Source organism: Methylobacillus glycogenes JCM 2850 (genome assembly GCF_000617925.1).
In the GTDB taxonomy this organism is placed as follows: Bacteria; Pseudomonadota; Gammaproteobacteria; order Burkholderiales; family Methylophilaceae; genus Methylobacillus; species Methylobacillus glycogenes.
The window spans coordinates 330,676-357,504 of the sequence record NZ_BAMT01000001.1; the positions used below are offsets into that span (position 1 = coordinate 330,676).

20 protein-coding genes and 1 pseudogene are annotated in these 26,829 nt (G+C 56.3%); 7 read left to right on the plus strand and 14 right to left on the minus strand.

The window, feature by feature from the left end:
- Positions 1-45 precede the first annotated feature (45 nt).
- Together JCM2850_RS01565 and JCM2850_RS01575 are read right to left on the minus strand one after the other, a co-directional pair.
- Positions 46-1,164 carry a PEP-CTERM sorting domain-containing protein gene (locus tag JCM2850_RS01565; protein WP_036265350.1) on the minus strand — a complete coding sequence of 373 codons (1,119 nt, stop codon included), beginning with the start codon at positions 1,162-1,164 and terminating at the stop codon, positions 46-48.
- A 569-nt stretch (positions 1,165-1,733) separates the two neighbouring features.
- Entirely contained in the window at positions 1,734-2,153 is a 420-nt protein-coding gene (locus JCM2850_RS01575; RefSeq protein WP_025869524.1) for a PEP-CTERM sorting domain-containing protein, read from the minus strand.
- 363 nt (positions 2,154-2,516) lie between these two features.
- Between JCM2850_RS01575 and JCM2850_RS01580 the strand changes: the two genes are divergently transcribed.
- The 5 genes and pseudogenes from JCM2850_RS01580 to map all read left to right on the plus strand — a co-directional run bounded on the left by JCM2850_RS01580 (position 2,517) and on the right by map (position 5,440).
- Complete coding sequence (locus JCM2850_RS01580; RefSeq protein ID WP_025869525.1) at positions 2,517-2,849, plus strand: ArsR/SmtB family transcription factor; 333 nt, start codon at positions 2,517-2,519, stop codon at positions 2,847-2,849.
- Positions 2,846-3,334 carry an arsenate reductase ArsC gene (locus JCM2850_RS01585; RefSeq protein WP_025869526.1) on the plus strand — a complete coding sequence of 163 codons (489 nt, stop codon included), beginning with the start codon at positions 2,846-2,848 and terminating at the stop codon, positions 3,332-3,334. The genes JCM2850_RS01580 and JCM2850_RS01585 overlap by 4 nt, the downstream gene beginning before the upstream one ends.
- Positions 3,331-4,354 (plus strand): annotated as a pseudogene (gene arsB / locus JCM2850_RS16365) (ACR3 family arsenite efflux transporter). The gene JCM2850_RS01585 and the pseudogene arsB overlap by 4 nt, the downstream one beginning before the upstream one ends.
- Before the next feature lie 109 nt (positions 4,355-4,463).
- A complete protein-coding gene (locus JCM2850_RS01595) occupies positions 4,464-4,676 on the plus strand; it encodes a ParD-like family protein (RefSeq protein WP_025869527.1) in 213 nt (70 codons plus the stop codon).
- Positions 4,673-5,440 (plus strand): type I methionyl aminopeptidase, encoded by a 768-nt coding sequence (map, locus tag JCM2850_RS01600; RefSeq protein ID WP_025869528.1) that lies wholly within the window; start codon positions 4,673-4,675, stop codon positions 5,438-5,440. Before JCM2850_RS01595 ends, map begins: the two co-directional genes overlap by 4 nt.
- An 85-nt stretch (positions 5,441-5,525) precedes the next feature.
- On the opposite strand, the gene JCM2850_RS01605 is transcribed toward map, so the two are convergent.
- From JCM2850_RS01605 to JCM2850_RS21260, 9 genes are all read right to left on the minus strand, one after another.
- Positions 5,526-6,137 (minus strand): DUF5610 domain-containing protein, encoded by a 612-nt coding sequence (locus JCM2850_RS01605; protein WP_036265351.1) that lies wholly within the window; start codon positions 6,135-6,137, stop codon positions 5,526-5,528.
- A 153-nt stretch (positions 6,138-6,290) separates the two neighbouring features.
- Positions 6,291-9,425, minus strand: coding sequence for a phospholipase D-like domain-containing protein (locus JCM2850_RS01610; protein WP_025869530.1), 3,135 nt, complete (start codon positions 9,423-9,425; stop codon positions 6,291-6,293).
- A gap of 8 nt (positions 9,426-9,433) precedes the next feature.
- Positions 9,434-12,016: a hypothetical protein gene (locus JCM2850_RS16370; RefSeq protein WP_148301163.1), complete on the minus strand. Its 2,583-nt coding sequence runs from the start codon at positions 12,014-12,016 to the stop codon at positions 9,434-9,436.
- Positions 11,916-13,232, minus strand: a complete 1,317-nt coding sequence (locus tag JCM2850_RS20155) for a hypothetical protein (protein ID WP_025869532.1) — start codon at positions 13,230-13,232, stop codon at positions 11,916-11,918. The genes JCM2850_RS16370 and JCM2850_RS20155 overlap by 101 nt, the downstream gene beginning before the upstream one ends.
- 21 nt (positions 13,233-13,253) lie before the next feature.
- Positions 13,254-13,805 (minus strand): hypothetical protein, encoded by a 552-nt coding sequence (locus tag JCM2850_RS21240; protein WP_025869533.1) that lies wholly within the window; start codon positions 13,803-13,805, stop codon positions 13,254-13,256.
- The gene (locus JCM2850_RS21245) at positions 13,799-16,432 is read right to left on the minus strand and encodes a hypothetical protein (RefSeq protein ID WP_025869534.1); all 2,634 of its coding nucleotides are present in this window, start codon (positions 16,430-16,432) and stop codon (positions 13,799-13,801) included. The genes JCM2850_RS21240 and JCM2850_RS21245 overlap by 7 nt, the downstream gene beginning before the upstream one ends.
- Before the next feature lie 14 nt (positions 16,433-16,446).
- Positions 16,447-17,469: a hypothetical protein gene (locus JCM2850_RS21250; RefSeq protein WP_025869535.1), complete on the minus strand. Its 1,023-nt coding sequence runs from the start codon at positions 17,467-17,469 to the stop codon at positions 16,447-16,449.
- Positions 17,470-17,471: 2 nt separating this feature from the next.
- Positions 17,472-20,078 carry an OmpA family protein gene (locus JCM2850_RS21255; protein WP_159105110.1) on the minus strand — a complete coding sequence of 869 codons (2,607 nt, stop codon included), beginning with the start codon at positions 20,076-20,078 and terminating at the stop codon, positions 17,472-17,474.
- Entirely contained in the window at positions 19,982-20,374 is a 393-nt protein-coding gene (locus JCM2850_RS21260) for a hypothetical protein (RefSeq protein ID WP_025869537.1), read from the minus strand. The genes JCM2850_RS21255 and JCM2850_RS21260 overlap by 97 nt, the downstream gene beginning before the upstream one ends.
- Positions 20,375-20,678: 304 nt before the next feature.
- Here JCM2850_RS21260 and JCM2850_RS01650 point away from each other — a divergent pair, with 304 nt between their 5' ends.
- Entirely contained in the window at positions 20,679-21,095 is a 417-nt protein-coding gene (locus JCM2850_RS01650) for a hypothetical protein (RefSeq protein WP_025869538.1), read from the plus strand.
- Positions 21,096-21,209: 114 nt separating this feature from the next.
- Positions 21,210-21,521, plus strand: a complete 312-nt coding sequence (locus tag JCM2850_RS01655; protein ID WP_148301165.1) for a hypothetical protein — start codon at positions 21,210-21,212, stop codon at positions 21,519-21,521.
- A 187-nt stretch (positions 21,522-21,708) separates the two neighbouring features.
- Here JCM2850_RS01655 and JCM2850_RS16380 read toward each other — a convergent pair whose 3' ends face one another.
- The 3 genes from JCM2850_RS16380 to JCM2850_RS01670 form a co-directional block, all read right to left on the minus strand.
- Entirely contained in the window at positions 21,709-22,224 is a 516-nt protein-coding gene (locus JCM2850_RS16380; RefSeq protein ID WP_234406021.1) for a metallophosphoesterase, read from the minus strand.
- Between the two features lie 123 nt (positions 22,225-22,347).
- Positions 22,348-25,143 (minus strand): ligase-associated DNA damage response DEXH box helicase, encoded by a 2,796-nt coding sequence (locus tag JCM2850_RS01665; protein ID WP_025869540.1) that lies wholly within the window; start codon positions 25,141-25,143, stop codon positions 22,348-22,350.
- Positions 25,140-26,819 (minus strand): ATP-dependent DNA ligase, encoded by a 1,680-nt coding sequence (locus JCM2850_RS01670; protein ID WP_025869541.1) that lies wholly within the window; start codon positions 26,817-26,819, stop codon positions 25,140-25,142. Before JCM2850_RS01670 ends, JCM2850_RS01665 begins: the two co-directional genes overlap by 4 nt.
- Positions 26,820-26,829: the final 10 nt, after the last annotated feature.

A 26,829-nucleotide genomic window follows, 5' to 3' on the forward strand; every position in this document is an offset into this window, starting at 1 on the left:
GCTATTAACACTACTTTTGCATCTGTTTTGAGGTAGCTTGCTAACTCAAGCTTGGCGACGCTTGGACATAAACAGAAGTCCAATGCCAGCCAGCAGCAAGGCCAGATGGGATGGTTCAGGTACTGGAGTAAGCACATAACCGCGGTTCAATGGGTAGAAGCCATCATCGATATAGGCTGTGCCGACGATCTGGCCCTTGGCATTGATGCCATTGACCGAAAAGACTACCCAATCTGCTCCCAGATTTTCAATCAGGTCCTGCAAGTTATAAATTTGACCGTCTGCCCACAGGGTGGCGGCGCGGGATTGTCTTCCAAACTCATCAATATGGGTAGACAGGCCCACAATAAAACCTGCGTCGTTGATACCCAATGCCTCACTCTGGCTGAATCCGGCCAGTGCGCCCAGACTTGTGACACCGCTATCATCCCAAAAGGCGGCCAGCCGATTGCCTGAGGCGTCGGTAGAGAAGCCCACCACATGGCCGAGATCATTCACAGCGTTGGCCTGGCTATGTGCATTGGCGCTGAAACCATCTAGTGCAATCACATTGCCATTTTCCCAAACGGTGGCCACTGAAGAGGCATTCAGCGCGCTACTTGTGTTGCTGTAGCCTACAATTTTTCCTGCCTCATTGACTGCCTTGGCCGAGCTCTCGAAGCTGTAAAGCTGAGATAGTTGCTGGTAGCTTTCATTTTCCCAGTAACCCGCACGTTTATAATCAGCATTGGCCGCAGCACCGACAATGATGCCATTGTCATTGATGCCATTGGCCTCAGTCCAATAGGTGGGGAAGGGCACGGTCAATTCATGGAAGATGCCATTTTTCCATAATATGGCTTTGTCATCCCACTCCGTGCCTATGATATGGCCGTGGTTATTGATGCCATGGGCTGAGTCATAACCTATTCTGCCAGGCAAGCGGCTGGCAACACCGTTTACCCAGTAGACGGAAGCTGGAGGAGAGCGCCAATAAATATCGCTCCAACCCACTGCCACGCCATGATCATTGATGCCATAGGCATTGCTTGCTGATCCATCTGCCTCTGCAGTCTGCAAGGGTAGTAGCTCGGTAAGTTTGTATTGTGGTGCGGCGCTGGCCGTGCCGCTGAACAACAAGGTAGCCGATAAGATTAACGCGTAGTGAAAGCGGGTATTCATCATGATCTCCCAATCAATAGACTCAGTGCTTATCCGCGCCAGCCACTAATGAATGCGTGATGTATACATCAGTATCTCCATATGGCTACAAGCCGAAACTGAGTCATTTAAAGCGCAAATAAAGGGCATTGAAGGTACTTTTTTATTGCCCCCGGGGTGGATGCTACGCCTAGATAGATGCGTTGAAATTGCAGAGAATTACATCAGTTAAGGTAATGCTAAACTATGTTAATAATACCTGTTGCTACAATAGTCCATTTGTACTAACTATTGAGACGGTTTTTTGCCACGATTAGCAACATGCTGCTAGAACCCTGATGGATATTACCTGTGCCGGGAATCATTGAATTGATTGTCGATCTGGATCGTGGATTTTTTTGTATCTGGGCAAGGAAATAAAATTGGTTTTCGACATGAATGTTCAATATTTTCGAATTTCTAACCTCATTTTATGAGGAAATTTTAAAAGAATAGGCATGAAGAGTACTGCGCGAGATAGTGCATAAAATGGCAAATGCATGGAATGTGTTTTTGATGATAATTCCCACGTCATTACGGGGACATTGTCGAATCTAGGCCAGTGATTGCCTGTGTCTGCGCACCAGTCCGCCAATCAGGGCGAGCCCAAAACCCAGCATAGCAACATTGGATGGTTCCGGCACGACTGCCAGTACTTTCAAGGCCACAGTGAGATTATATTTGGCTGGATAGCCGGAATTGTTACCTGTAAGCAGCGTGGTGATATAGTCGATTTGATACTCGAATTTATCCAGATCGAGTCCGCTCACATTGATGCTATTAAAAACGCTGTATTGCAGTGGATTATTCAGCCTTGCTTCCAGTTCTTCCATTACGCTGCCACTGAGCAGATAAAAGATGTCCCCATCCTCGGGCGTGAAATCATCAGCAAAGGCAATATTCAATGTTCCTGCTAGCTGCAGCGTGTCCTGATAAATAGGGTCGCCGCTGACAATGGTAAAGTCATAATCCACCCCTTGCTCCCGAGATAACGCTTGAAACTTGAAAAAACATCCCTGTGAGCCGAGAGCTCACAGGGATGTTTCATCCAGCCTAGCTGCTTCTCAGCACAAGGCGACATGTTGACTAAAAGTGATAAGTTGCATTCAGCAATGCAGTGCGAGGTAGAAACAGGATTTGTTTGTTGAAATTTCTTAGGTAATTGCACACCAATAGCATCTCACTGATCTGATCGGAACAAGCCGCCAGGCATTGCCGGGAAGCCTTTAACTCGTTGGCATCAGCAGCATTGATGGTTTAATCATCCAGAATCAGGATACATGTTTGCTTCGATTCCATATTTAAAATATTATTGAAATATGGAATCGACACCCAATTTGGAATCAAAAACTATAGTCTCAGCACTCGCTGCGCTAGCGCAGGAATCCCGTCTTGCTATCTATCGCTTACTGGTGCAGGCAGGGCCTGATGGACTGGCTGCAGGCAAAATCAGCGAGTCTTTGGGTATTGCGCCTTCCTCATTATCTTTCCATGTGAAAGAGCTCAGTCATGCCCAGCTGCTGACCTCGCGCAATGAAGGCCGCTATGTCATTTACTCAGCCAATTTTGAGCAGATGAACAATGTGCTGGCTTATCTGACCGAGAATTGCTGTGGCGGTGCACCGTGCACGCCAGTGCAGTTTCAATCTCGTAAAGCGCCCACGCCATGATGAGCAAAACCTTGAATGTGCTCATTCTCTGCACAGGCAACTCGGCAAGAAGCATCATGGCAGAAGCCTTGTTCAATCAGCTCGGGCAGGGCAGGTTCACAGCCTATAGTGCTGGTAGCAAGCCCACTGGTCGTGTGAACCCATTTGCGCTTGAGCAAGTGGCAGAGCTTGGCTATGCCGCTGCAACTTTGCGCAGTAAAAGCTGGGATGAGTTTGCCAGGCCAGATGCGCCGCAGATGGATATGGTCATCACTGTCTGCGATAACGCAGCGGGGGAGGTCTGCCCGATATGGCCTGGGCGTCCCATTTCAGGGCATTGGGGTTTTGAAGACCCTGCTGCGGCTGAAGGGGGTGATGCAGATAAGAGGGCTGCTTTCGCACGCATCCGTGGGCAAATACAGCATTGTGTAGAACGGTTTATCAGCTTGCCGCTGGAGAGCATGAGTGCTGCTGAAATCAAGCAAGCCCTGGATAACATGAAATGAGCGCGTTTGAACGTTACCTGAGCTGCTGGGTAGCGCTGTGTATTCTGATTGGGGTGTCACTGGGCGAACTGTTGCCCTGGCTATTTCACGCCATTGCCCGCCTTGAATTTGCCCAGGTTAATCTGCCGCTCGGTTTTTTGATGTGGGTCATGATTATCCCCATGCTTGCCAAGGTGGACTTTGCTGCACTGAGCCAAGTGCGTCAGCACAGCAAAGGCATCGTTATTACCTTGTTGATCAATTGGCTGGTCAAGCCATGTTTAATGGCTTTGCTCGGCTGGATATTTATCCGTCATTGTTTTGCCGGAATGCTGCCTGCTGCACAAGTGGATAGCTATATTGCCGGACTGATTTTGCTCGCAGCCGCGCCATGCACCGCAATGGTGTTTGTCTGGAGCAGGCTCGCGCAGGGCGACCCCTTGTTTACCTTATCCCAAGTGGCACTGAACGATAGCATCATGATGTTTGGCTACGGGCCATTGGTTGGATTGTTGTTGGGCATGTCTGCCATCACTGTGCCCTGGGCTACCCTCACTACCTCAGTCGTGCTCTATATCATTATCCCCGTGCTGTTGGCGCAGCTAGCACGCAAGATATTGATGTCTAAAAGCCAAGCGGTTTTTGAGCGAGCAATGCGCGTCGCCGGGCATGGGTCTATTGCTGCCTTGTTGCTGACTCTGGTGCTGCTGTTTGGTTTTCAGGGACACGCCATCATTGCGCAGCCACTGGTGATTGCGCTGTTGGCCATCCCTATCATGATTCAGGTGTTTTTCAGTGCCGGGTTAGCCTATTGGCTGAACTACAAGCGCGTGAGCAACACAGTGTGGCTGGCCCCTCGGCTTGATCGGGGCGAGTAATTTTTTTGAATTGGCAGTGGCCACGGCAATCAGTTTGTTCGGCTTTCATTCAGGTGCTGCATTAGCCACGGTGGTAGGTGTGCTGATTGAAGTTCCGGCCATGCTGGCAGTAGTGTATATCGTCAACCGCAGCAGGGCTTGGTATCAAGGCGATCAAGCATAGATGTTATGTAAATGCTTCAATCCCACTGACCACAAGACCTTCTTTTCATTGTCTGAGTTAATATATAATCCATATATGATTTATATATGGATAGTTAGCAAGGACAAGCATGGGCATAGTCAATATTGAAGAAGAACTGCATGACCAATTACGCAAGGCCAGCGCAGTTTCTTGCCGTTCCATCAATGCGCAGGCGGCTTTCTGGATCAAGATGGGCATGCTCTGTGAATTGAATCCGGCGCTGAGTTTCAGCGAGATCATGGCGCAGGAGATGCGTAGTGCTGGTATTAGCGTCACCCCGCCGCAAGTAAGCGCCTCATGATCAAGACTGCCGATGAAATTGCCTTGATGGCTGAATCTGGCCGCTTGCTGGCCGAGGTGTTCCAGAGACTGGATCAGCTTGAGCTGGTGGGCATGTCCACCATGCAGGTCAATGATCTGGTTGAAGATTTCATTATCCGTGAGCAACAGGCACGACCTGCGAGCAAGGGACAGTATGGCTATCCCTATGCCATCAACGCCTCGCGCAATCAGGTGGTCTGCCACGGCGTGCCAGCCACTGGCGACATTCTGCAAAGTGGCGATATCGTTAATTTTGATATCACGCTGGAAAAAAACGGCTATATCGCCGATTCCAGCAAAACCTATCTGGTGGGGGAAGTCTCGGCAGAAGCCCAGCGCCTGGTGCAAGTGACTTATGAAGCCATGTGGAAAGGCATTGCCGCTGTGCGTCCCGGCAAACGGCTAGGCGATGTGGGCCATGCCATACAACAGCATGCGCGCCTTCATGGCTATGCGGTGGTGAAAGAGTATTGCGGGCACGGCATAGGCCGCGAAATGCACGAAGAGCCAGAAGTGCTGCATTGGGGCAGGCCCAATACTGGCTGGTTGCTGCGTGAAGGCATGGTGTTCACCATAGAGCCCATGATCAATCAGGGCCGCGCCGCGGTGGTGACTGAAGCTGATGAATGGACCGTGGTCACCCGTGATGGCCTGTTATCTGCGCAGTTTGAACATACGGTGGCGGTGACTGCCAGCGGCGTGCGTGTGCTGACATTGCGTAGCGGAGAACAGCTCCTGCTCTGATCAGGCACAGATCAAGCGCTTATAAAAACAAAGCCAACAGCGCTGGCTGTTGGCTTGGTGTTGAGTATTTGAGTGAGTGTGAAACTCAGGCAGGTACCTGCTGGTTGGCGTCTTTGCCAGCCGCGGCTTTGATATCTGCCAGTTTGGTGGCAAGGAAATCATCAAAGCCTTTTTGCACCAGCTCAAAAGTCTTGGCAATATCCGAGGCTATGGTGCTGTTCTCACCCATGACATTCAAGCCCGTGAGTATATCCTTGGCCTCGTTAAAGCCTTTTTCAAAGCCGCCGCGTATCAGCGAAACAAAGTCATTGGCGACCTGTTCTGGGTCTTTATCTGGATAACGCTTGGCGTAAGCTTCAAAAAAGCCAGTAGAGGCGGAGAGTATGCGATTGGCCGTGGCTTCGGCGCTATTGTCCTGGCCCATGGCATTGCTGATGGCGTTGGCGCCAAAGTCAGGCTCCAGCGTCACGTTGAGTTGCTCAATCGCCGAGCGATACAACAAGCTCATGCTGTTGTTGCCGGATTGAATGGATACCTGCAAAGAGGCCTGCAATATCTGACCGTTGAGGTTCAGCCTTTGCTGATCTGGCCTGAGTTCAGCCTGTTTCTTGGCTTCGTTCAAAGCCTCACTGGGCACGGGTGTTCTGCTGGTAGAGCTTGTGACTGATAATGAAGCACTGGTGGTAATGGCCATCATAATCCCCTGTCTCTATACATATCTTCATGATAAAACAATTGTTTAGTTGATGTCTTGTACTAATTAATATGAGTTTATCTGAAGTGAAATGTTCCCTTGAAACCTGAGAGTTTGAGAGCACATTGTCACCCGGCCTAGGGCAGCGCTCCATTCTCACTCCGACTCACTTAACCAGCTTGCCAAGGTAGCCAGCGCCAGCGCGCCTTGCTTACCATCCGGGTCTACCACCTCGGCAACAGCGGGAATCACCGTGCTGTCCGTAGGCCCAGCCCACAAGGGCGCCAGTTTGCCCAGGCCACCCTGTTTGAGCAAATCATCCACCAGATCAAATGCGCTGTCGGGGGACTGTAGCCTTATCCAGTTGGCAGAGACATTGCCTTGTTCATCCACAGGGCTTACGCCTAGCTTGGCTGCCATCAGGGCGCGGCGGAAGTGCCTGATTTTGCGGCTGTAGCCAGCTTCAATCTCATGGTCCAAAGTCGCCAGGGCCACGCTGCCATCGAAAGTCATGCCGCGCCTGCGCAAGTGCGTGGCGCCGCTCAGGCTCCAGACATCATCAACAATGATGTTGGTGGTTCGGATATTGGCCCATCTGCCGGGGAAGCCCAGCGGGTGAAACACAGCAACGCGTGCTGGTGCCACGGCCTGCAATGCTTCCACAGCTAGGGTTCTTTGCTGGATGGCACCACGTACATAAGGTGCAAAGCGCGGGGCAAAGTCGGTTTCTCTGGGCAGGCACAACACCAGTTTGAGTCGTGGATTGGTATTGAGACGATCCGCCAGTAACTTGATCAGGTCTATCTCGTGTTCTGGCGTGCCGCCACTGACGGCAGCAGTTCTTGCCAGGCCTGCGGTTTCTACATATACCAGTTCATCCGCCTCACCAAACGCTCTGGCGATGGCCCATAGTGCATCGCGATTACCGTATTTGGATAGGTAATATTCGCGCCTGACTTCGTTGATCAACCTGTCCGAATTTTGCACGGCCACGCTGGGCGGCGGCAGGTTGAAGGCGTCTGCCAGCGTGGTCACCACACTTTGCAGGCTGATGGGTGGGGGAGCGCTCAAGGCATTGTTGACTGGCAGCAATGAGAGTTCCGGGGTTTCCACTACCGCGGCAACAGTTTGCAGCGCCACGCCAGAAGCCGTGGGGATGGGTGTGGCAGGGGCCAGTACCGGAGGATTGAAGTTGTTGCCACCGCTAAAGGCAAGCCAGCCCGGGCTGGCTGCATTGCCTGTGGAATTGTTGAGTGGCAACATGGATTGTACGCGCCTGACTGCCATTCTGGCGAGGTCATAAGCCAATGCGCCACCTACCCGCACTCCGGCAGCATGGGTGTCCGGCCCGGCGGGATTGCCCGGGTTGCCCTGGCCATGCAGCGTCGAGCGCGTTTCCCTGGCCCAGCGGCCCCCGGTCAGCACCGCATCCCAGGCCAGTCCTTCCGTGGTGCTGCCATCGCTGATACCCGTAATCACCATGGTCTCGTGCCGCATCATCATGGGCAGACGCGGCCCCTGGCGCGGAGAAGTCTCAGACATCAGTGACCTCACCAGGTCAGCCACGCTAGCGGGATTATTGCTAGGAGGCGTGACCGTGCGTGGCAGGCCAAACAAGGGTGTTGGGCTGATGGAGCGTATGGTGTCCGGGAACGTGGTCAATGGGTCTGGGCTGGCAAAAGCATCCGTCAGCGTGATATTGCTATCAGGCGCTATGCTCAGCCTTTGGGCTGCCAATAAGCGCCGTTTGCCCTTGCGCGGCGTGATACATACATCAAACACCAGTGTGGCCGGACTAGGGAAAGCGTCGCCTGCTGCCAGCGCAAACGGGTTGGGCAGCAATATCTGTAGCGGGCTATTGGCCAGCACCAGGCCAGCACCGCCATCACCGCGTATAAAGGAGGGAGCCTCGCCTATGGCGGCTATGCTTTGGAAAGACTGCGGATAAATGCGCAAAGAGGCACCCGCAGGGGCTAGCTTGGCCAGCAATGCCGCAGGCAGGGTGACGATGACATCCTGCGCCCCGTGGCGCGTGGCTTCTGCACCTTGCAGCGGTGATGGCCCAGTGCTAAAGCCAGCCTGGTTATCCGGGCCGGGGAAGGCAGGCCAGTGGGCATCCTGGCCCGTGGTCGTGGGGGTGCCCACTGCGCTTTCAAACACCGGGGACACCGCAAACATCAAGCCTACATTGCCATTCATGCGCGCTGCCACCTCGGAGATAGCCCCCAAAGTGTCTGGGCCATCCACCAGATAATCCAGCGTAATGCCATCACGTACCTGCGGCTTGAGGTCTGTAGGCATTAGCTGATCATCCGGCGGTATGCCGTTGAAGGCAGTTGCGCTGCGGTTACCCAGCAAGTGCCAATCGAGATCCACCGCAAACACGCGCACAAAGCGCCGCGTCAGTGTCACCCCGGCTGGCAGCGCAGGCACCGCTAAGTTGCCAGCAGCCAAGGTGCCGCCCTTGAGTGAGCCAGCCCCGGCCCAGGCCAGTTTCAGGCGGCTGGCGCTAGCACCGCTGGCGGCAAGTTTTTCATCCTGGCCCAGCTTGAGCAGGCCGCTGGCAGGTAGTGCCCCGGCCGGGTTGTCGCTGTTGTCTAGCTTGTTGACCCCTGGGCCTGTGGGCGTGGGCACATAAGCCCGGCCATGTAAGGTGACCACATGCGCGAGTATGGGTCTCTGGGCGTCAAGGTCTATGTTGGCAATCTCTTGCAGGCTGCCTGCCCCCGTGGCCAGGGCCGCACCCGCAGGCTGGCGCAAGGCGCTAAAGGTATTCGCCAGGTCAAGCAACATGGCAGCCACGGCGATAGGGTCTATGATCAGGCCGCGGTGATCATGAAAACTGATGAGCTTGCTGGCGCTGCCAGCGCTTAAGCCCAGCCCGGCCTCGTAGATCTGCGGTGCCTTGTTTTCACTCCAGCCGTGGATGACCATGACCACAGGCAATGCCTGCAACAAAGGCTGGCCGCTGACGCTATAGCGTTGCTGCGCCAGCTTCTGCAAGCGCGCCGCTGCCTGGGGGTGCAGGCGCAACACCGCCACAGGCCCGCTGTAGGGGTTGCCCTCAGGGTTGCGGAACATATGGCCAGCAGGCAAAAATTCAAGAATGCCCCGCCAGGGCGCTTGCACGCTTTGCGTAAAGCTTAAGCTGAGGCGGCTGTCATCATAAGCCGGTGTGCTGCTGCTCCAGCCTGTGGCCAGTGCCAGCGTGGTAATGCCCAGTGCTTCGAGGCCTTTTTCCTGCAAGGCCTGTGCCGCATTGGCGGGGGTAAGGGTGTATACCGTGACCATGCTGTCTCCTAGGCTTTCCAGCGTTGTTCTACACTGCGACCATCAGGCGTGGTTATCCTGACCAGCAATGAACTCAGGCCTGCTTTGGCCAGCAAGATAAAGTTGTTGTCTCTGTCTGCGCTTTGCCGATACAGCAGCAGGCTTTCATTGCCCAGGGTGGGCGTTTTGGGCTGTTTTTTCACCGTAGACAGCGGGCCTTCAAAGATAAACACGCCTTTTTTCAAGGTGAATTGCCCCAGCAGTTTTTTCAGGTCTGGGATATTAGTCCCTTCAATCTTGAGCGACCCCTGTTCTATGGATTTGAGCGCTATGCCCCCCGTTGCTGTCTTGGGCACACGTTTGGGGTCTAGCTGGGGGAAGGGCGAGTCGGCCTTGGCCACTGCGGCTACATGGATGCGATAAATACCGCCATTGGCATCCCGATCTGGCGCATCGGTGCTGAAACTATAGATATGGCCGCGGCCAACAATAGAGAAAGCATCAATCCTGGAGAGCGAGGGCAAGGGCGTAGTGCTGCCAGCCGCGATATTGATGACTTGCTCGGCAATGCGCTGCAAGGGGTCGGTGATTCTGACATTGACGCTCAATGCATCGTTGATTGAGGCACGGCGCAAAATGATGCCATAGCGCCCGGTACTACTAGCAGAGCTGCTACCAGAACTGCTAGCAGGTGCTGCGATGCGCCAAACGCCAGAGCCGCTGGCAGGCTGGGTGCTGGGCAGCTGATGTAGCGGTAATTGCTGTTCTAGCAGACTGCTGCCATCGGCTTTGCGTACCTCTATGCTAAGTATGTGCGGCCCCAGCGGTGTAGGGGCGATGGGGGCCAGGCTGCTGAAGTTGATCAGCACCCAGGCTGGGTCTCCGCCTGCAGAAGACTGGCTCAAGGGGCTGAGGTCAGGGCCAGTGGCAGGGGGGATCACCACGGAAACCGCAGGCGATGGCAGAGAGCGGCTTTTCAGGATGCCGCGTTGCGCATCATCCTCAGACCAGGCCACGGCTCTGTACCAGACCGTGCGCCATGAGCCCTCAGGCTGGTCTGTGCCTATCACCTGGCTGATCCAGGGTTGCGCATTGCCTGCGGTATCGACCTGCCATTGCGCCGTAGGGGTAGGAAGGCTGGTAGTAAGGCTGGCGGTGAGGCTAGCAATTGGCGGCCCCATGCTGTCCAGCTGACGCGCGGCATCATCTACTCTCACCCGGTGAATATCAATGCGTTTGGGTCTGGCCCCGGCATCGCCACGGGTGGCTATCCTGAGACGGGCACGGAAATTGGCGGCGGCGGGGGCTTTATCCTGTAGCAACTGCAACTCTATGGTGGGGGGAGCAGGCTGGGCGATACGCGGCGCGGCATAGGGAATCAAGGCCTTGCTGGCATCCGCACCGCTGGGCCACGGGCCTTCAGTGCCGCCCGCCATGACGGGCAGGATCACATAAAGATGAATATCCTGCGAGCCACGCGGCAAGCTGACATCCAAATGATTGCTGCTCACCAGCTCGGCATTTCTGCGCGTGAAATCGCGGCGCAGTGGCTGGGCATTGAAAGCCTGCTTCAGTGTCGTCAGGCGCTGGCTCAGGCTGCGCTCGGGTGAGGGTTGCGGGTAGCCGGGGTGACTGGTCAGCAGACGGGTTTCCGTGCTTTCGTAGATTGCATAACCCAGGGCACTGGGCACGGCGGCCCAGTCCAGATGGGCATGGCACTCACCCGCTGCATCCGGCAGGCTGGCAAGCCGTACCAGATCAACCACCAGTGTGGGCCGCGCGCGTGGATCAGAGGCGTAAATAATCTTGGGCGAGGGTGACCAGGCACCTGTGCGGTAATTGGCGATAGCTTCTACCACTCTGGCTTGCAGCGTCAGGCCTATGTGGGCGCTGCTGGCGTATTCCAGCTCAAAACCGGGGATGGTCACGCGGTAACGTCGACTGCTGCTTTGCGCATCTCCGGGCGTGACTTCCTCATCACCCTCGGCATTGAGGGCGGTGACGGGCTGTCCGTTAAGCGTGGGGATATCGCCATTGAACTGAATCGCAATCGGGGTGATGGCGCCGCCCAGCTTGTACTGTATGCCCTGGTTATCATTGGCCGCAGGCGGCTCAGTCTGGCGCGTGACGGCGGCAAACAAACGGCTGTGCAACTCTATTTTGGCGATAGAACGTATGCGCCAATCCACAGAAAACTCAAAACGCAGGCTGGCCGGGCAGAGTGATCCTGCGCCGGGGTCAGTGACTATCAGTTCTGCCGACAATATCTGCACATTGGCTGGGGCTGGCTGGCTCACTTCTATCGGTTTTTCGCTCCAGCCGCTCCATAGGCCAAAGATATTCTGTGTGCTAATGGCGTAATCGACCAGCACCTTGCCGGGGTCGGGCGGGATAAGCAAACTAGCGTCAGTGTGGCTTTGCCGCGTGGGTTCCGGGTCTTGGGCGCTGCGGGTGTTGATGATGGGGCAATAGCCTTTGGTCAGCATGCGGGTTTGCAGCAAGGCTTCGGCCCTATCTGGCTTGCCCAGCGTATGGCGCGCCGCGGCAAAACTGGCCACCGAGGTCAGTTCGGTCTGCGGGAAGCGCTCCCAGCTGCTGCGTATCGAGGCCAACCAGCTGATCGACTTTTTCTGGCCGCAGATGCGCTTGCAGGTCTACCTGCAAATCGGCTGGGGTGGGGGCGGGGATGCCCAGGCCAGGGCGGGGCACCAGTGCCGCAAACTCCACGGCATCAGATTGACCATCCAGGCCTCTATCCCACAGTGCCGTGATCATCCAGTCATAAGCGCTTTGGGTGTAGCGCTTGGTCCTGATAGGTTTCTCTTCGTAATAGCCAGTACCAAAGCCCAGGGTCACTGCCAGTTGCGGGTCACCCGCAGCCAGCATGGCAAGTAAACCTACCGGGGATAAATCCGCCGTGCTCGGCTCATCAGTGGGCATGGTGCCACCCGCAGGGTTTTGTGGCGGGTCAATCTGAAACTGGAAGGTCTTGGCAGCTTGTTGGTTGGGGGCGGCGTCAGCCACCTGGCGCAACATGGGCAGCAATTCCATGCTGCTTTCTTCCACCAGTTTCTCAGGCTCGGGCAACTGCCAATCCGGAGCAGGCGTGCCATCCGGCAGATAAGCGCCCCAGCCAAAAGGATTGATACCACGCTGGAAGCGATCAACCGCGGCACTGATGGCGTCAGTCTCCTGGTTGCTCAAGCCTTGTTTGATGCCATGGCGCTGGCCGCTGCTTTGCCAATCGCGCTCGTCTACAGGCAAGCCCACGGTTTCTACCAGTTCCCAGTCATCAACTTGCTCTGTCTCAGCCAGCAACACGCCCTTGATATCGCTAAACCTATCAACATTGATCAGCACCAGGCTGGTAATCAGTGGCGAATGAAACTCCATGACAGTGGTTTCCTCTGCGGCCAGTTGCCGGGATTGTATGGACACCAGCGATTCCAGCATGGGCACGCCACACATCAGCCCCACCGAGGCAATGCCAGGATTATCTGCCTTGATCTGCAAGCGGACTGAAGCCAAGGGCTGCGCAAACTGCACCACAGTCAGGGATGCGGCATTGGCGGGCAAAAAGGCATCCACATTGATCACCTCGTAGCGGATTTTTTTGGCCTCGGCAAACGGCCTTGCCGGGCGTCGCCATATCTTGAATGGCTCACTGGGCAGCCCTGCCAGCGGCGAAGTTTGCCAGCGCAACAGCACTTGATAGTCCGCGCTCAGTTTGAGTTCAGACTGATGCCCGCCGCGCCTGTATAGCCCAATCAAATCCAGCAGCGCACCTTGTGCCTTGAGAATCGACGGTTCAAAGATACGTATGGCCATGGTCTTGTTCCTTATTGTTCTTCATATCTCTTCCCAGGGCGCATGGCCGAGAATCTCATCCACAATCACAAAAGCGCTATCTGTTGCCGCCGCGCCATCCAGATAGGCTGCGGTCTGGGCTTTTTTCTGCAGGCTGAGCTTGAGGCGCTGATTGCGCGCGTTAGGGGCCAACACCACCAGGGCGCGCTGCTTGCCCGGTGCCCACAAGGTGCTGCTGATGCTGGCGCCATTGCCGCTATCTGCCACCAGATTGAGCCAGATTTCATCCAGCATCTTCCAGCGCCGGGTGGGCGGGTTGTCCTGGCTGATTTCCTCGCGCGGCAGCAGTCGGCTGCGCAGCATAGGCTCGGAAGCATCAATCAGCACCGCCACAGGCTGCGGCAGCGCAGCAGCACTAGCCTGCTCCCACAGCACCACAATGCGCGGGCTTTGTGGCACAGGCATAGGCTCCAGCCCGGCATTGATCATGGCCAGGTCTAGCTCGGCCCCTTGCGGTTGCCGACTGGCAAAGGCCGGGTTGGCGGCAATCACCTGTATGGCCCCGGCAGGGACATGTCTATGCTCGGTCAGCACGCCCTGGAAGCTGGTGGCAAAGGCTGCAAAGCTGGCGTAAGCCCAGTAGAGAAATGCCGACGCAGCACGCGTTCTCCCACTGTGTTTGCCGCTGCCCCTATGGGCACTGCTTCAATATCCAGCACATAGTCGGTATAAGGGTCTAGCGGAATTGGCAGGGTGATGCTGCTATGACGGGTGCGCTCACCATTGACGGGTATGCATGGGCCATAGTCTTTCAAGCCGTCCACCAATGCGCCCTCAAACGGTGAGAGTACGCTGGCCGGGATATTCTCCAGCCCAGGTTGCAGGCTACCCAGCGTTGCTTGCCTGACTAGCGGCACTGGGTGCACCAGACCAGGCACGTTGACCTGTCTGTAAGAGGCGGCCTTGAGGCGGGCGCGCAGTTCCTTGCCATAGGCCGCCCACAGCTTGTCTACATCCTGAGTGGCAAACACAATTTTGATGAACTCTGCACCAAAGTAATGTTGCTCATCAGCACCTGGCACCGTGCATAACATCCATGGCTCCAGCGAGCGCGGGCTGAGCTTGTCGGTCTTGAACCAGAAGTCCGCAGTTTGCGGCTCTGGGCCGGATAGATTGCCTGCCTTGTCGCGCGTGGTGACTTCCACCTTGGTGCTGATGCGATATAACTGGTCGGGCACCAAGAGCGCGATATCGCCGCTTTGCGGCCCGAGGAAGGTTTCCAGCACCTGACGGTTACGCTTGCTTTCCTCGCTATCCCATTCTTCACGCGAGGCCTCGGCCATGCTGGTGAATTCAAAGGCGGCAAGGTAATAGGGGCGGCCTGCCTGTTCATGCTTCATGCGCACCGATCTATCCGGGTTTTTCTGTAGCATGGCAATCTGGATTTGCCGTACATCGCGGCTGGTTTTTACCTTGACCAGATAGGGGGTGTATTGCCGTCCCAGATGCTGGGCATGGCCCAGTACATGGTAGATGGGCCTGGCCCATGGGCCGTTCTGGTCATTCCATTTGGGCGGTATGCCCACGCTTTGCAGCAAATCGTAATCGGTCACCGGGCGGCGGTTGAGTTCCTTGCCTGCGCCATTGAGATAACGCACAATCAGGCTATGGCTGCCTTCGGCCTCTTTATCCAGGCTGTTGTGTAACAGCAGCAATATCCAGCCATCAATAACCGCGCCGCAATCTACGACCAGCACATCGCAAAACTCATCCATGCCCTGGCCAAGTTTTTCCAGCTTTTCTTCTACTTCTTTGCCGTGGTTGGCATCACCAAACACAATGGGAATGCCCAGATCAAACTGGGGTGAGGCCAGCAGGCGGCTGTTGCAAGCCGTCTTGCTTGAGTGAGGATGATGAAGCGCGCCGGGCTGCAATGAGGCTCGGTACACAGGCTGGCCATTGGCAATCTGCTGCAATAACTCATGGACTTGCAGGCCGGGCACATCGCTGCGGTCAGTCTTGCGCAAGCCTACCGAGGCGGCAGTGGCAGCCAGCAGGGCTTTGCGCTCATAGGCCAGGCGCGCGCTGTAGCCGCTTTTGCCTGCATTCTGCAAAGCCAGTTCTTTCAGGGTCGGTTTTTTGGGCCTGCGCCTGGGCACATAGCAGGGCACGCTGGCCGGGGCAACCACGGCGGGCACTATGCCGCGCAGTCTATCCAGCTGGCGGTCGCCGCTGCGCCAGCGTTCCCATACCTTGATTTCCAGCTCGGCGGGGGTGGAGCGCTTGGTTTTGTCTGGGTCTGGCCAGGCAATGCCCTCTACCAGCCAGCCAGTTTCGGATGGCCCGGTTGGCTCTGCTTCAAACGTCCATAACACTGCAGCGGCAGGCGCGGCATCATGGCAGACCGTACCCCAGCGCTCTTCTATGGTGTGTTCCAGCAACTCGCTGCGTTCCACGGCCTTGGGCGTGGCATTGGGCGTCCAGTTCAATAGCGAAAGCTGGGTCACCAGATTGCCTACACTGGGGTCATTGAGTGTCCACCAGGTGGAAGGGCGCGGGCCGGGGCCTGTGATATCGCCGCCATCCGCACGTGCCAGCTCCACGCTGGTCAGCACATAGCGGTAGGCATAATCGCCACGCTGGATAAAGCCATCAACAGTCCCGCCCGGGCTGTTGGTGCTGGCTTCACCCATGATCTGCAAACCATTGATCTGCGGAATCGCCGACATGGTCAGTAGCGGAATGGCATCTATAGGTACGGTCACCAGCTTGGCATCATCATGGGCAGGCGCATTGGTTTGCGCCAAGCCATCGCCCAGCTTGGAATCTATGCCTTTATCGACACCAGTGCCCACTACCAAAGCAGGTGAGCGGCTGACCAGGGTGGCGCTGCGCAGCAGCAATGGCGCGGGCGGGGTGATTTGCGATTGCACGCCCAGATGGAAATCAACGCAGCCCTTGACCGTGAAGAAGAATAAATCCACTTCGCCACAGATTTCGCCATCGATTCTGGCCAGTTTGCTGCCATCGGCTTTCTCGCCTATCTGCACCGTGAGCTGGGCCGAGGCGCTGATGCTGACCACAAACAGGCGCAATTCACCACGCACATACAACAGGCCGCCGACATAGAAAGGCTCAAAGCCCAGCACGGCGTTGAAACCTGCAGTGGCGCGTAAATACAGGCCTATGGAACGGTTGCCCCAGAGTATGGATACTTCCAAGCCAACCGCCAGGCCTACGCCATGGATGGCATCCAGCCTTTATAAGCCGGAATGCCGTGGCCGCTGATCATGACATAACCTGCGCCATCAAACACTTGCAGGATGTTGGCGTGTATTGGGCCGGGCAAGGTCATGCCCACTTCTTCGCCGGGCATTGTGCCGAGGTAGACATGCCAGTCATTACCCTGGGTCAGATTGAAATAGGCCTCTACCGGAATCTGGATTTCAATCAGCGGCGTGATCTTGAAATCTATGGACATGCCTATGGTCAGCCTGCCACGGCCAAAATCAAGATCAATCACGCAGAGGAAAGTGCCTTCGGCCTCGCCATCCTTGAGGTCAGGCAGCACCGCCAGCAGGTTGGCGCGCATGATCAGCAGCAGGCGTGGCCCCGGCAGCTCCAGCAACACCATGCCCTTGACGTTGAAGATGATGCCACCTTCCATGGTGCCGAGTATGGCCCCCAGGCCAAAGCCCCATTTATTGATCTCGGGTTTCCAGGCATCGATATTGGTAGGGTCGCCCTTGGCCCTGTCCTTGAGCCAGGCCAGCGCTGGTGTCAGTGAGTTGATGCCAGTCTCATCACGCGCGTAATGCATGGCAAACAGGCCGAGGAAGCCATAAATGCCAAAGCCGGATTGCGCCAGCGGAATGGCGACTGGCAGTTCCAGTTCCAGTGTGATGATGACACCTGTGGCTGGCCCACCCTTGCTGGCGGGAATGTCGGCAATGCCCAGGCCTGCGGCCAGGCGCAGCTTGAGCGGCACCAGCGATACATCAATCTGGCCCTTGAATTCACGATTGTTGATTTCCAGATAGCCGCGGCCTTCTATGGTGCTGGGCACACTGATGCTGGCCGCAAACGCGGTGAGTTCAGGTGGCCCCAGTGGGCTGACTGGCAGGCGCATACGCGCGCGTTCTATGGTGACTACCCCCAGGTCTATGGCAAAGCCCAGGTCTATCTCAAAGGTCAGGGGATTGGTGCGGGCGATGCGTGCGCCCAGCACCTGCAGGATTTGCCCCAGCGGGTCGGGCACTTTCAGGCGCCCGGGCCGGATAAATCTATGGAATACCCCTTGGAGGCATCAAACATGGGCCTGAGCTGGAAACGGTCGTTAGAGCCTGGTGGGAAGCCCATTTTCAAACCTATGGCCTTGTACCTTACCGCCAGTGGTTTATCGCGGGGAATTTCCAGAAAGCGGATGCCACCCAATTCAATATCGGCCGAGATGGCGGTTTCCACGTCAAACAACAGGGTTGATACCCATTGTCCGGCACGGTTGATCACATTCAGCTCGCCGCCATACAGCACCACACGCTCTACATTGAACAGGCCCAGCTCAGCCAGCGCGATAGGCAGGCCGAGGGCTGCCGTGCTGAGCACAATTTCAGCCACGCTGCCATCGGTGGGCGAGGCGGGGGCAGTTTCTGCCAGCAGCGGGGTAAACAGGGCGGTCATGCCCAATACATTGCGGCCAGTACTGGGGTTCTTCAGCGGCTGGCCTGGCAGTTGGCCTGTCATCAGCAGGCCGTCTTTATCGTTGGGGTCTGCACCCAGATAGAGCTTGATCTGATCGGTCTGGCTGGCGGGGTCGGTCTGGTAAAGAATCAAGTATTTGACGATGCCATCGCTGGGGTTTTGGCTGCCCAGCCCTTCAAACTGCGGAATCTGGCCACTGCCTACACCGCGGTTACGCAGTTTTTCTTCTGCCGCCGTCTCAAAATCCAGCTCGCCGGATAATTCCACCGCCACAAACTGATCACGCACTATGCGTACCTTGAGCGCAATGGAACGGAACCAGTCCGGTGCCTGCGGTGGTGCGGGAGGGGTAGTGAGGGCGGGGGGCGGGGGCACTGGCTGGGCAGCCGCAGGGCGCGTGACTTCACCCTGGGTGATACTGCCGGGGATGGTGATGGGGCCAAAGCCTTCTATGCTGGCTTTCCACCAAAGATTTCTCGGGCTGCTATGGGTTTTCCAGTCGCTGACCCAGGCGCTGGGTGGCGCTGACGCGCCAATATCGGCTGGGGCCGTAGTCAGCGTAAAAGCGGGGATACGTTGTGCCGGGTCTGGATGGTTGGCCTCGGACTCCAGCAATTGCCGCAAGGCCTCGGCCCGGCGTCGGGACAGCAGATAATTGTATTTATCCTTGGCATCATTGAGCTCATAGCTGGCGCTGCCCACCAGGGTCAAGCTAGCGCCATTGAGCTGCCGCAGCGCCGCACGGAATTTATCCATGAAAGGAATAGCAGGTGGCATCCAGTAAGTGCTGCTGCTGGGATCTACTGCGGGCGAGCTGTTGCTGTTGTTGTAGTCCAGCGCAAAGCCGCTGGGTGTGGTGCTGCCAGGCTGATCAAAACGGAAATAGCAGTTGATGCTGTTTACCGTGCCATCACTTAAAGACGCCTCTACTGGCTTGGTTTCTCCAGCTGCCAGTGGGATGGTGACGCTGGCACCGATTTCGGGCGGGTTGTTGCCTATCTTCCAACTGGTGTTGGCGGAAGGCGGATCAAGGCTGATGGTGATAGTGCTACTGTCTTGTCTGACCAAAGTCAGGGCAGGTGTAGCCTGGCTGACGCCATCCAGCGTGATGCTGGTGGTCTTGACGCTGGCCGGGGACACCGGGCTGCTGGTGTTGCCAGTACTCGTATTGGCAGGGCTTAGACGATAAGCCTTGATGCTCAGTGTCTTGGTCTTTTGCTGGCTGCTGGAGTCTCTGGCGCTGACGCTGATATTAAGTTCAGTATTGCTGGAGAGATCAATATCGTGCACCAGTCCGGCGTGATCGCTGCCGCCAAAGCTGGCCTGGCCAAAGTAGGGCGCCTTGCCGCCGGAAATTTCCAGCAACAAACGCGACTGTGCAGGCAGGGCAACTTCCAAGCTGCCATCAGGCAATGGTTCAACGCCAATCACACGGTTATCTGGTGTCAGGAACACCGCTTGCAAGCCCAAATCGCCCGCGCCCTGATTGATGACCATCACCTCAAAATCACCCGTGATGCCACTGGATTGGCCTAAGCCTATCAACAGATTACGCACCCCGGCATTGACGGCAAAATCCTCCATGCCGTGCGGGGCTACAAACAAGCGGATTTCCGGCAGATACAGCCCGGTCCAGCTTTCATCAAAGCCAAACTGTTGCAGCACGGCCGCCGGGGTGTAGCCATCCGATAAATCCAGCACGGCGGATTTGAAACCAAAGCCCACCACTCCAGATTCCCCAATCAAGGCATAGGGCGGCGTCATGCTGATCATCTCGGCTGCGGCAATATCCCCGCCATCATCCAGGCTGGCTACCCCCAGGGACTGAAGGCTGACTTCAAGCCTGGCCTGGGCATCACTGCCCTGGTTCAGCAACAGCTTGATCTTGGGCAGGTTGAACGTCACATCCTGGCGGCTGCTATCTGCCAGCAGCAGGCCCTCGGTGGTCATCTTGGCGGGCTTGAGGAAAGGCGGGCGCAGCACAATCCCCGCCAGCACCAGCTCCAGCGAGAATGCCGTGCCAGGGTAGTCTGAAGGTGGTGCGTCTGCGGGAATGTCATCCCAGGCGTTCAACACCTCTCGTACCGGGTTGAATGCCGTTTCACTAGCAGGAATGGAGGCCAGTCCAGCGCTGATAATGGCCCCCGCTGCCCTGGGCGCAGACAAGGCAAACTCCAGCCTGGTATCGGTAATATCCAGCCAGGCTCACGCCTGCCTGGCTGCTGCTGCGGATGCCCCTCGGTATTGTAGCCATCAAAGGAAAGCTTGCCTGCCAGAGGGTCAAACGCCAGCTTGCCCGCGCCGGAAAAACGCGCTACACCCCGAATCGTGATGCCTTCATCACTGAGTGCGGTTTCAAAGCTTTCTACATAAATGACAGATAAGGCGGCATGCCAGTCTGTATTCTCACCTTTGAGAATATACGGACGAAAAAAATCGACGAGGGCCAAGTCGGTCGCCATGCTGTTCTCCTGGGGGGGGGGGCGGATAACATTTTTACTCTCTTATTTTTCTCGACACCGGGAGAGCATTTGGGCTGATCTGATCACAAGGCTTTGTTATGTGGCGCGACTGGTGCCTAAGATGATCTTGCCAGTTTTATTATATTTATTACTTTAATGAGTATACTCAAAAAAATTCCGCACCAGAGAATTTTTTAGTGCCAGTGCACAATCAAGCCTAGTCACCAGGCAAACTTTCCTGACAACACAGCCGAAAGTGATAAAATCGAACATCTATCCAAGGCGTGATGTGGGGATCTGGTGAATGAGTGAGCTTGTGCTGCTGTGGCTGATCATCTTTGCTGTTATCTTGCTGCCGATTGCGGCGTGGTTTGCTTTTGTGAAATTCAGCAAAATCAGGGCAGCTCAGGCCAGAAGCCGTTATTTCCGCCAAGCCTATTTTCAGGATATGGAAGACACCCTGCGTGAATATCAGCAATGTCAGCCAGTGGATGTATTACCTAGAATGACCTTGTCCAGTGCCCTGTTTTACATGCTGGGGCTGATGGATTTTCACTTTGCCGCCAAAGAGCATGAGCGCGTGCGTATCAATGCGCTGGTGCTCAGCGGTGCGCTGAAAGAGGCAGAAAAAGCCCCAGCCTCAGATTTTCCCAATCAAGTGACCAAGCTGGCGATGGCATTTACCACGCTGCGAGAGTCTGCGGATCGCTATCTGAAGTAAACGCACTCATAGCCGTAAGAAGTTGCCGTTTTATGCTACCGCCTTGGGCAACACCAGCCTGATAATCGTCCCTACAACAGCAATAGACAAAGGGCGTGCATGACAGCAGGGGGTGTGAGCAAGCAAAAAGCGGCTATGTTGGCCGAGTGCGAGGAAAAGGGCCTGGCCTATTGCAAGGCCAAGGCCGAGCTTAGTTTTGGTAGCCGCAGGCAAGCCTTGCTGGACTGGATAAGCATGACCGAGGGCGAGGTGAAAGCGCGTGAGAAGCAGATCAGCCAGACGCTGGCACTGCAATACGCCGAGAAAACTGCGCTGGCTGCCAAGAAAACCGCGCGCCTGACGCTGGTTTTGGCGATAGGCATGGCGGTCATAGTCGCGCTGCTGGTCAGTATGGTGCTGATCAACTTCAATTCAAGCATCTCTTGAAATCAGTCTAGCGCGCTTATTTAGCCCTCATGCTGACTTCATGATGCGGCTGTGATTGGCCACACGCAGTCTCCATCTGTGACATAAACCTGACTATCCGCATGATGTTCCACCGCGTAGCCGCCAGTGAAAGCACCGAAAGCGGGCAGTAGCGTGATGCCTGGCTGGTGGTGAAAACAGGGCAAAGTCAGGCGTTGGCGGGCTTTGCCTTGCAAGCGGAACACTGGATGGATATGCCCCGCCAGCACGTGATGGGTGGATGAGAGATTGGCAGATGTTGCAGGGCGAAATCTCCCAGCAGGTAAGGCTCATCCACAGTGGCAATATTCAAGTCTGCAGGCGGATCACCCGCAGAGTGATCATGATTGCCGCGTACCAGAACACACGCTATGGCGGCATGTTGCGCACGCCACAGACGTAAAGCCTGCAGCGTGGCTGGGGCGTGAGACTTGGGCGCATGCAAAAAATCGCCGAGGAATATGATTTTTTGCGTGGGGTATGTAGATAGCAGCTGGTTTAAGCGTTGCAGATTGTGGCTAGTGGTGCCTTGTGGCACGGGCTGGCCCAGCGCACGATAGGCCGCGGCCTTGCCGAAGTGGGCATCGGCCAGCAGCAGGGCTTGCTGTTGCGGCCAGTAGATGGCTTTATCGGCCAGCAACAGCAGGGTATTGCTGCCTATGCTCAGTGGGTGTTGATGTTTCATGGCTGGAGTTGCATCAAGCGATTGGTGTTGATCAAAGTAAGCTTGGGCTGGGGCATGCGTTGAAAATGAGCTGAGTCACGAGTTTACTCATGAGTTTAATTAAGGAATGAGTCATGCATAGAATCATTCTGGGCGTGCTTTGTTTGGAATCATGCGGCTACGTCGTCTTGGTGCTTTGCTTCTTTCTTCTGCCGTAGTGGGCTTGCCAGTTTTGCCATGGCGCTCGCGCTTTTTGTAGGCTTGCTGCTGGGTATTGAATTGTGCCTGTGCCTGCGGGCTTTCTTCATGGACATACGCCCCTGCGCCTGCGGCTTTTTCCAGCTCGCTTACCATGCGCGCAATGCGGTCGGCGAGTTTCTCTGAGCTGCTGCTTTCGCGGAAGCGTTCTACCAGCAGCGGAAACGCAAACGGCGTAGGCCGTTTGATTTGCATCAATTGTATTTGCTTGCTTTGTAGTTGTTGCAGCGTGGCAGACAGGCGTGCGATTTCCAGCTCTTGTTGCAGCACTTCCTGCTGGGCTTGTGTCAGCAACAGGTTGTGTGGATCGTATTTGCTGAAAACGTCATAAAACAGGCTGGATGAAGCCTGCACTTGCTTGGCGCTTTTATGCGCACCGGGAAACCCGGCAAACACCAGCCCGGAAATACGCGCAATTTCACGAAAACGTCTTTGCGCCAGCTCACCTGCATTCAGGCTCTCTATCACATCGCGCAACAGGTTTTCTGTGCTGAAGATATCTTGCTGGAATATGCTGGCCCAATCTACCGCCACGGCGGAAAGCAGTTCTAGCCCGTAATCATTGACCGCGATGGAGAAGGTGTTGGGCTGATGCTTGCCCGCACGCCAGGCCAGCAGGCTGGCGAGGCCCAGATGCACACTGCGCCCGGCGTAGGGGTAAAGAAACAAATGCCAGCCTTCGCGCGAGTGCAGCGATTCGGCCAGCAGATGGGTATTGGTGGGTAGGGCTGACCAGTTGCTTTGCACTTGCAGCAAGGGCTGGATTAATTGCATTTCCGGACCGTCAACATGGCCGTGGGCCGCAGCATCCATACGTGCCACCATGGCGGTAGCCAGTTCGGTGGAAAGCGGCAGGCGGCCACCGTTCCAGCGGGGGATGGCGGCTTTTTTGCCCGTTGCCTTGCGCACAAAAGCGGTCATTTCATGCACGCGCACCAGTTCCAGCAAGCGCCCGGCAAACAAGAAATGATCACCGGGCTTGAGCCTGGCGATAAAGTTTTCTTCCACTGAGCCCAGGCTTTTGCCAGAAGCGCCTTTGCTCCAGAATTTCACCATCATGCTGGAATCGCTGACGATGGTGCCTATGCTCATGCGGTGCCGCCGTGCCAGGTGCGCATCTGGCACATGCCACACGCCGTGTTCATCGGGGATGGCACGGCGGTAATCCGGATAAGCGGTGAGCGATTCGCCGCCATGCTGCACAAAGGCCAGGGCCCAGCGCCATTCTTCTGCGCTTAAATCCTGGTAGGCATAACAGCTACGTACTTCCGCCAATAAATCATCGGCAATAAAGCCACCACCCAGCGCAATGGTCACCAGGTGCTGCACCAGCACGTCCAAGGGCTTGCGCGGCGATTGCCTGGCTTCGATGCGACCCGCAGCAATGGCATCTTGCGCTGCCACCGATTCGATTAATTCCATGGCATGTGTAGGCACCACGGTCAGGCGCGAGGCGCGTCCGGGGGCATGGCCTGAGCGCCCGGCACGCTGCATCAAGCGGGCTACGCCCTTGGGCGAGCCTATCTGCAACACGCGCTCCACGGGCAGGAAATCCACGCCTAGATCCAGGCTGGAGGTGCAGACCACGGCCTTGAGCGTGCCTGCCTTGAGGCCAGACTCTACCCACTCCCTGACGTTTCTATCCAGCGAGCCATGGTGTAGCGCAATCAAGCCTGCCCAGTCTGGACGGGCTTCCAGCAAAGCTTGATACCAAATCTCGCATTGTGAGCGGGTGTTGGTGAAAATCAGGCTGTTGGCGCTGGATTCAATTTCCGCGATCACCTGCGGCAACATGCGCAAACCCAGGTGCCCAGCCCAGGGAAAACGCTCTATGCCTGGTGGTAACAAGGTGTCTATCAACAGCTGTTTTGCCAGCTTGCCCTGCACCAGTACGGGCGGGGCAGAACTGCTGTGAGATGGGCCAGGAATCAGCACCTCCATGGCATGCTGCAAATTGCCCAGCGTGGCTGACAAGCCCCAGGTAATCAAGCCAGCTTGCCAGCGCCGCAAGCGGGCCAGCGCCAGTTGCAATTGCACACCGCGCTTGTTGCCGATTAATTCATGCCATTCATCCACCACCACCATTTTCAGGCTGGCAAAAATGGTTGCGGCATCTGGCCGCGTCAGCAGCAGGGTCAGGCTTTCTGGGGTGGTAATCAGCGCGGTGGGCAGGCGTCTGCTTTGCCGTGCGCGCTCGGCACTATTGGTGTCGCCCGTGCGCAAGCCTATGCTCCAATCCAGGTTTAGCTGCTGCAGCGGTGCAGTTAATGCACGCTCGGTATCTGCCGCCAGGGCGCGCATGGGGGTGATCCATAACAGGGTCAAACCCTGGCTGGGCGGCTTGCGCTTGCTGGTGGTCGCTGGTTTTTCAGCGCTCGCCGAGGCTGCTGCGGTGATTGTCGCTGGCTTGTTCAAGGCAAAGCGCTCTATGGCCGCCATCCATACCGCATAGGTTTTACCCGCCCCGGTGGTGGCGTGCAGCAGGCCGGATTGACCCTGGGCCACGGCCTGCCAAACCTGCTGCTGAAACGGGAAAGGCTGCCAGCCATGGCCTGCAAACCAGTGCCGACTTAAAGCAAAATCATCAGGCTTGGTGACGGCAGGGCTATCAGCGGCAGGGCTGTCAGCAGAGGGCAAGGAGGGTGCAGGCAATGAACTTGCAGGGGCTGCGCGCAGGGTCATGATTCATCCACCTCCTGACTGGCAGGGCTTGCAGCCTGCGGTAACAGCGCCTGCAAGCTCTGCAGGGTGTCGGCCTCGGCCACGGGTTTATCCTGCCGCCAGCGCAGCATGCGCGGAAAACGCACGGCTATGCCGCTTTTGTGACGTGAGCTGAGGGCTATGCCTTCAAAGCCCAGCTCAAACACCATGGTGGGGGTGACGCTGCGTACCGGGCCAAATTTCTCCAGCGTGGTTTTGCGGATAATGGCGTCCACCTCGCGCATTTCTGCATCGGTGAGGCCAGAATAAGCCTTGGCAAAAGGCAGCAATTTGCGCTCGGGGTTGTCCTGCGGGCTATCCCAGACGGCAAAGGTGTAGTCGGTGTAGAGGCTGGCGCGGCGGCCATGACCAGTCTGCGCATAAATCAGCACCGCATCTGCGGTGTAAGGGTCTATTTTCCACTTCCACCAGACGCCTACATCCTTGGTGCGGCCTATGCCATAGTGCGCATCCTTGCGCTTGAGCATAAAGCCTTCCACCCCCAGGCTGCTCGATGCGGCGCGTTGTTTATCCAGCGCTTGCCAGCTTGCTCCGCTGATCAAGGGTGATATTTGCAATTGCGGCTGCTGGCAACTGAGTACAATTTCTTCCAGTTGCGTACGTCGCACAGATTGCGCCTGCTCGCGCCAGTCCTGGCCTTGCCATTCCAGCAGGTCGTAAGCCAGCAATACCACAGGCAGGTTTTGCAGAATCTTGCTATTAAGGGTTTTGCGCCCCAAGCGTTGCTGTAGCAAGGCAAAGGGCTGGACTTGGCCTTGTTTCCATACCACCAGCTCACCATCCAGCACAGTGCCATCCGGCAAGTGCTGTAGCAGCCCGTGCAATTCAGGAAAGCGCTCGGTCACCAGTTCTTCACCGCGTGACCATAGCCATAGCTGGCCGTCACGCTTCACTAGTTGCGCGCGTATGCCATCCCATTTCCATTCCACCTGCCAATCTTCTGGGCCGCCAAGTATTGCTGCCAATTGCTCGGTAGGCAGTTGCAGTGGATGCGCGAGGAAAAACGGGTAGGGCTGGCCTTCGCTTAGCGTCTCTCCATCTTCATGCACAGGCGCAATCAATTTGAGGTAATGCGCTGCAGTTGGCCGGGCAGCAAGGTCGGTATAACCGACTAGGCGCTGGGCAATGCGCTTGGCATCTATGCCTGCCACCGCCGCCAGCGCGCGCGTGACCAGCAGGCGCGAAACACCAACGCGGAAGCTGCCGGTAATCAGCTTGATGCACACCAATTGACTGCGTTGATCCAGTTGCAGCAGCAAAGGCAGCAACTGCTGGCTCAAGGTTTCCGGCGGCAGGCCGCGCAGTGGCAGCAAATTGTTTTCTACCCAGCTGGCCAGGCCTTGATTTGAAGTGTGGCTGGCATCTGGCAAGAGCAAAGCCATGGTTTCAGCCAGGTCACCCACCGCATGGTAGCTTTCTTCAAACAGCCATTCTGGCAGCTGGCTGGCTGACAGCGTTAGTGCACGCAATAGCTTGGTGGGCACCAGCTGGCGTGGGCGGCCGCCCGCAAGAAAATACACCGCCCAGGCTGCATCGGCGGCTGATGCCAACAAAAAATAATCCCGCAATGCCGCCAGCTTGGCATTGCTGCTGGTGGTGGCATCCAGCCGATAGTAGAGGTCGGCAAAGGCTTTCAAATTTGGCCTT

Bases quoted from the DNA above. Each gene is read 5' to 3' on its own strand.
- JCM2850_RS16380 (WP_234406021.1), bottom strand. From the start codon at position 22,224: ATGAAACATCAACACCCACTGAGCATAGGCAGCAATACCCTGCTGTTG.
- map (WP_025869528.1), top strand. From the start codon at position 4,673: ATGATCAAGACTGCCGATGAAATTGCCTTGATGGCTGAATCTGGCCGC.
- JCM2850_RS01650 (WP_025869538.1), top strand. From the start codon at position 20,679: ATGAGTGAGCTTGTGCTGCTGTGGCTGATCATCTTTGCTGTTATCTTG.
- JCM2850_RS01595 (WP_025869527.1), top strand. From the start codon at position 4,464: ATGGGCATAGTCAATATTGAAGAAGAACTGCATGACCAATTACGCAAG.
- JCM2850_RS21260 (WP_025869537.1), bottom strand. From the start codon at position 20,374: ATGGCGACCGACTTGGCCCTCGTCGATTTTTTTCGTCCGTATATTCTC.
- JCM2850_RS01610 (WP_025869530.1), bottom strand. From the start codon at position 9,425: ATGGTCACGGTATACACCCTTACCCCCGCCAATGCGGCACAGGCCTTG.
- JCM2850_RS01565 (WP_036265350.1), bottom strand. From the start codon at position 1,164: ATGATGAATACCCGCTTTCACTACGCGTTAATCTTATCGGCTACCTTG.
- JCM2850_RS01585 (WP_025869526.1), top strand. From the start codon at position 2,846: ATGATGAGCAAAACCTTGAATGTGCTCATTCTCTGCACAGGCAACTCG.
- JCM2850_RS01665 (WP_025869540.1), bottom strand. From the start codon at position 25,143: ATGACCCTGCGCGCAGCCCCTGCAAGTTCATTGCCTGCACCCTCCTTG.
- JCM2850_RS20155 (WP_025869532.1), bottom strand. From the start codon at position 13,232: ATGGCCATACGTATCTTTGAACCGTCGATTCTCAAGGCACAAGGTGCG.
- JCM2850_RS01605 (WP_036265351.1), bottom strand. From the start codon at position 6,137: ATGATGGCCATTACCACCAGTGCTTCATTATCAGTCACAAGCTCTACC.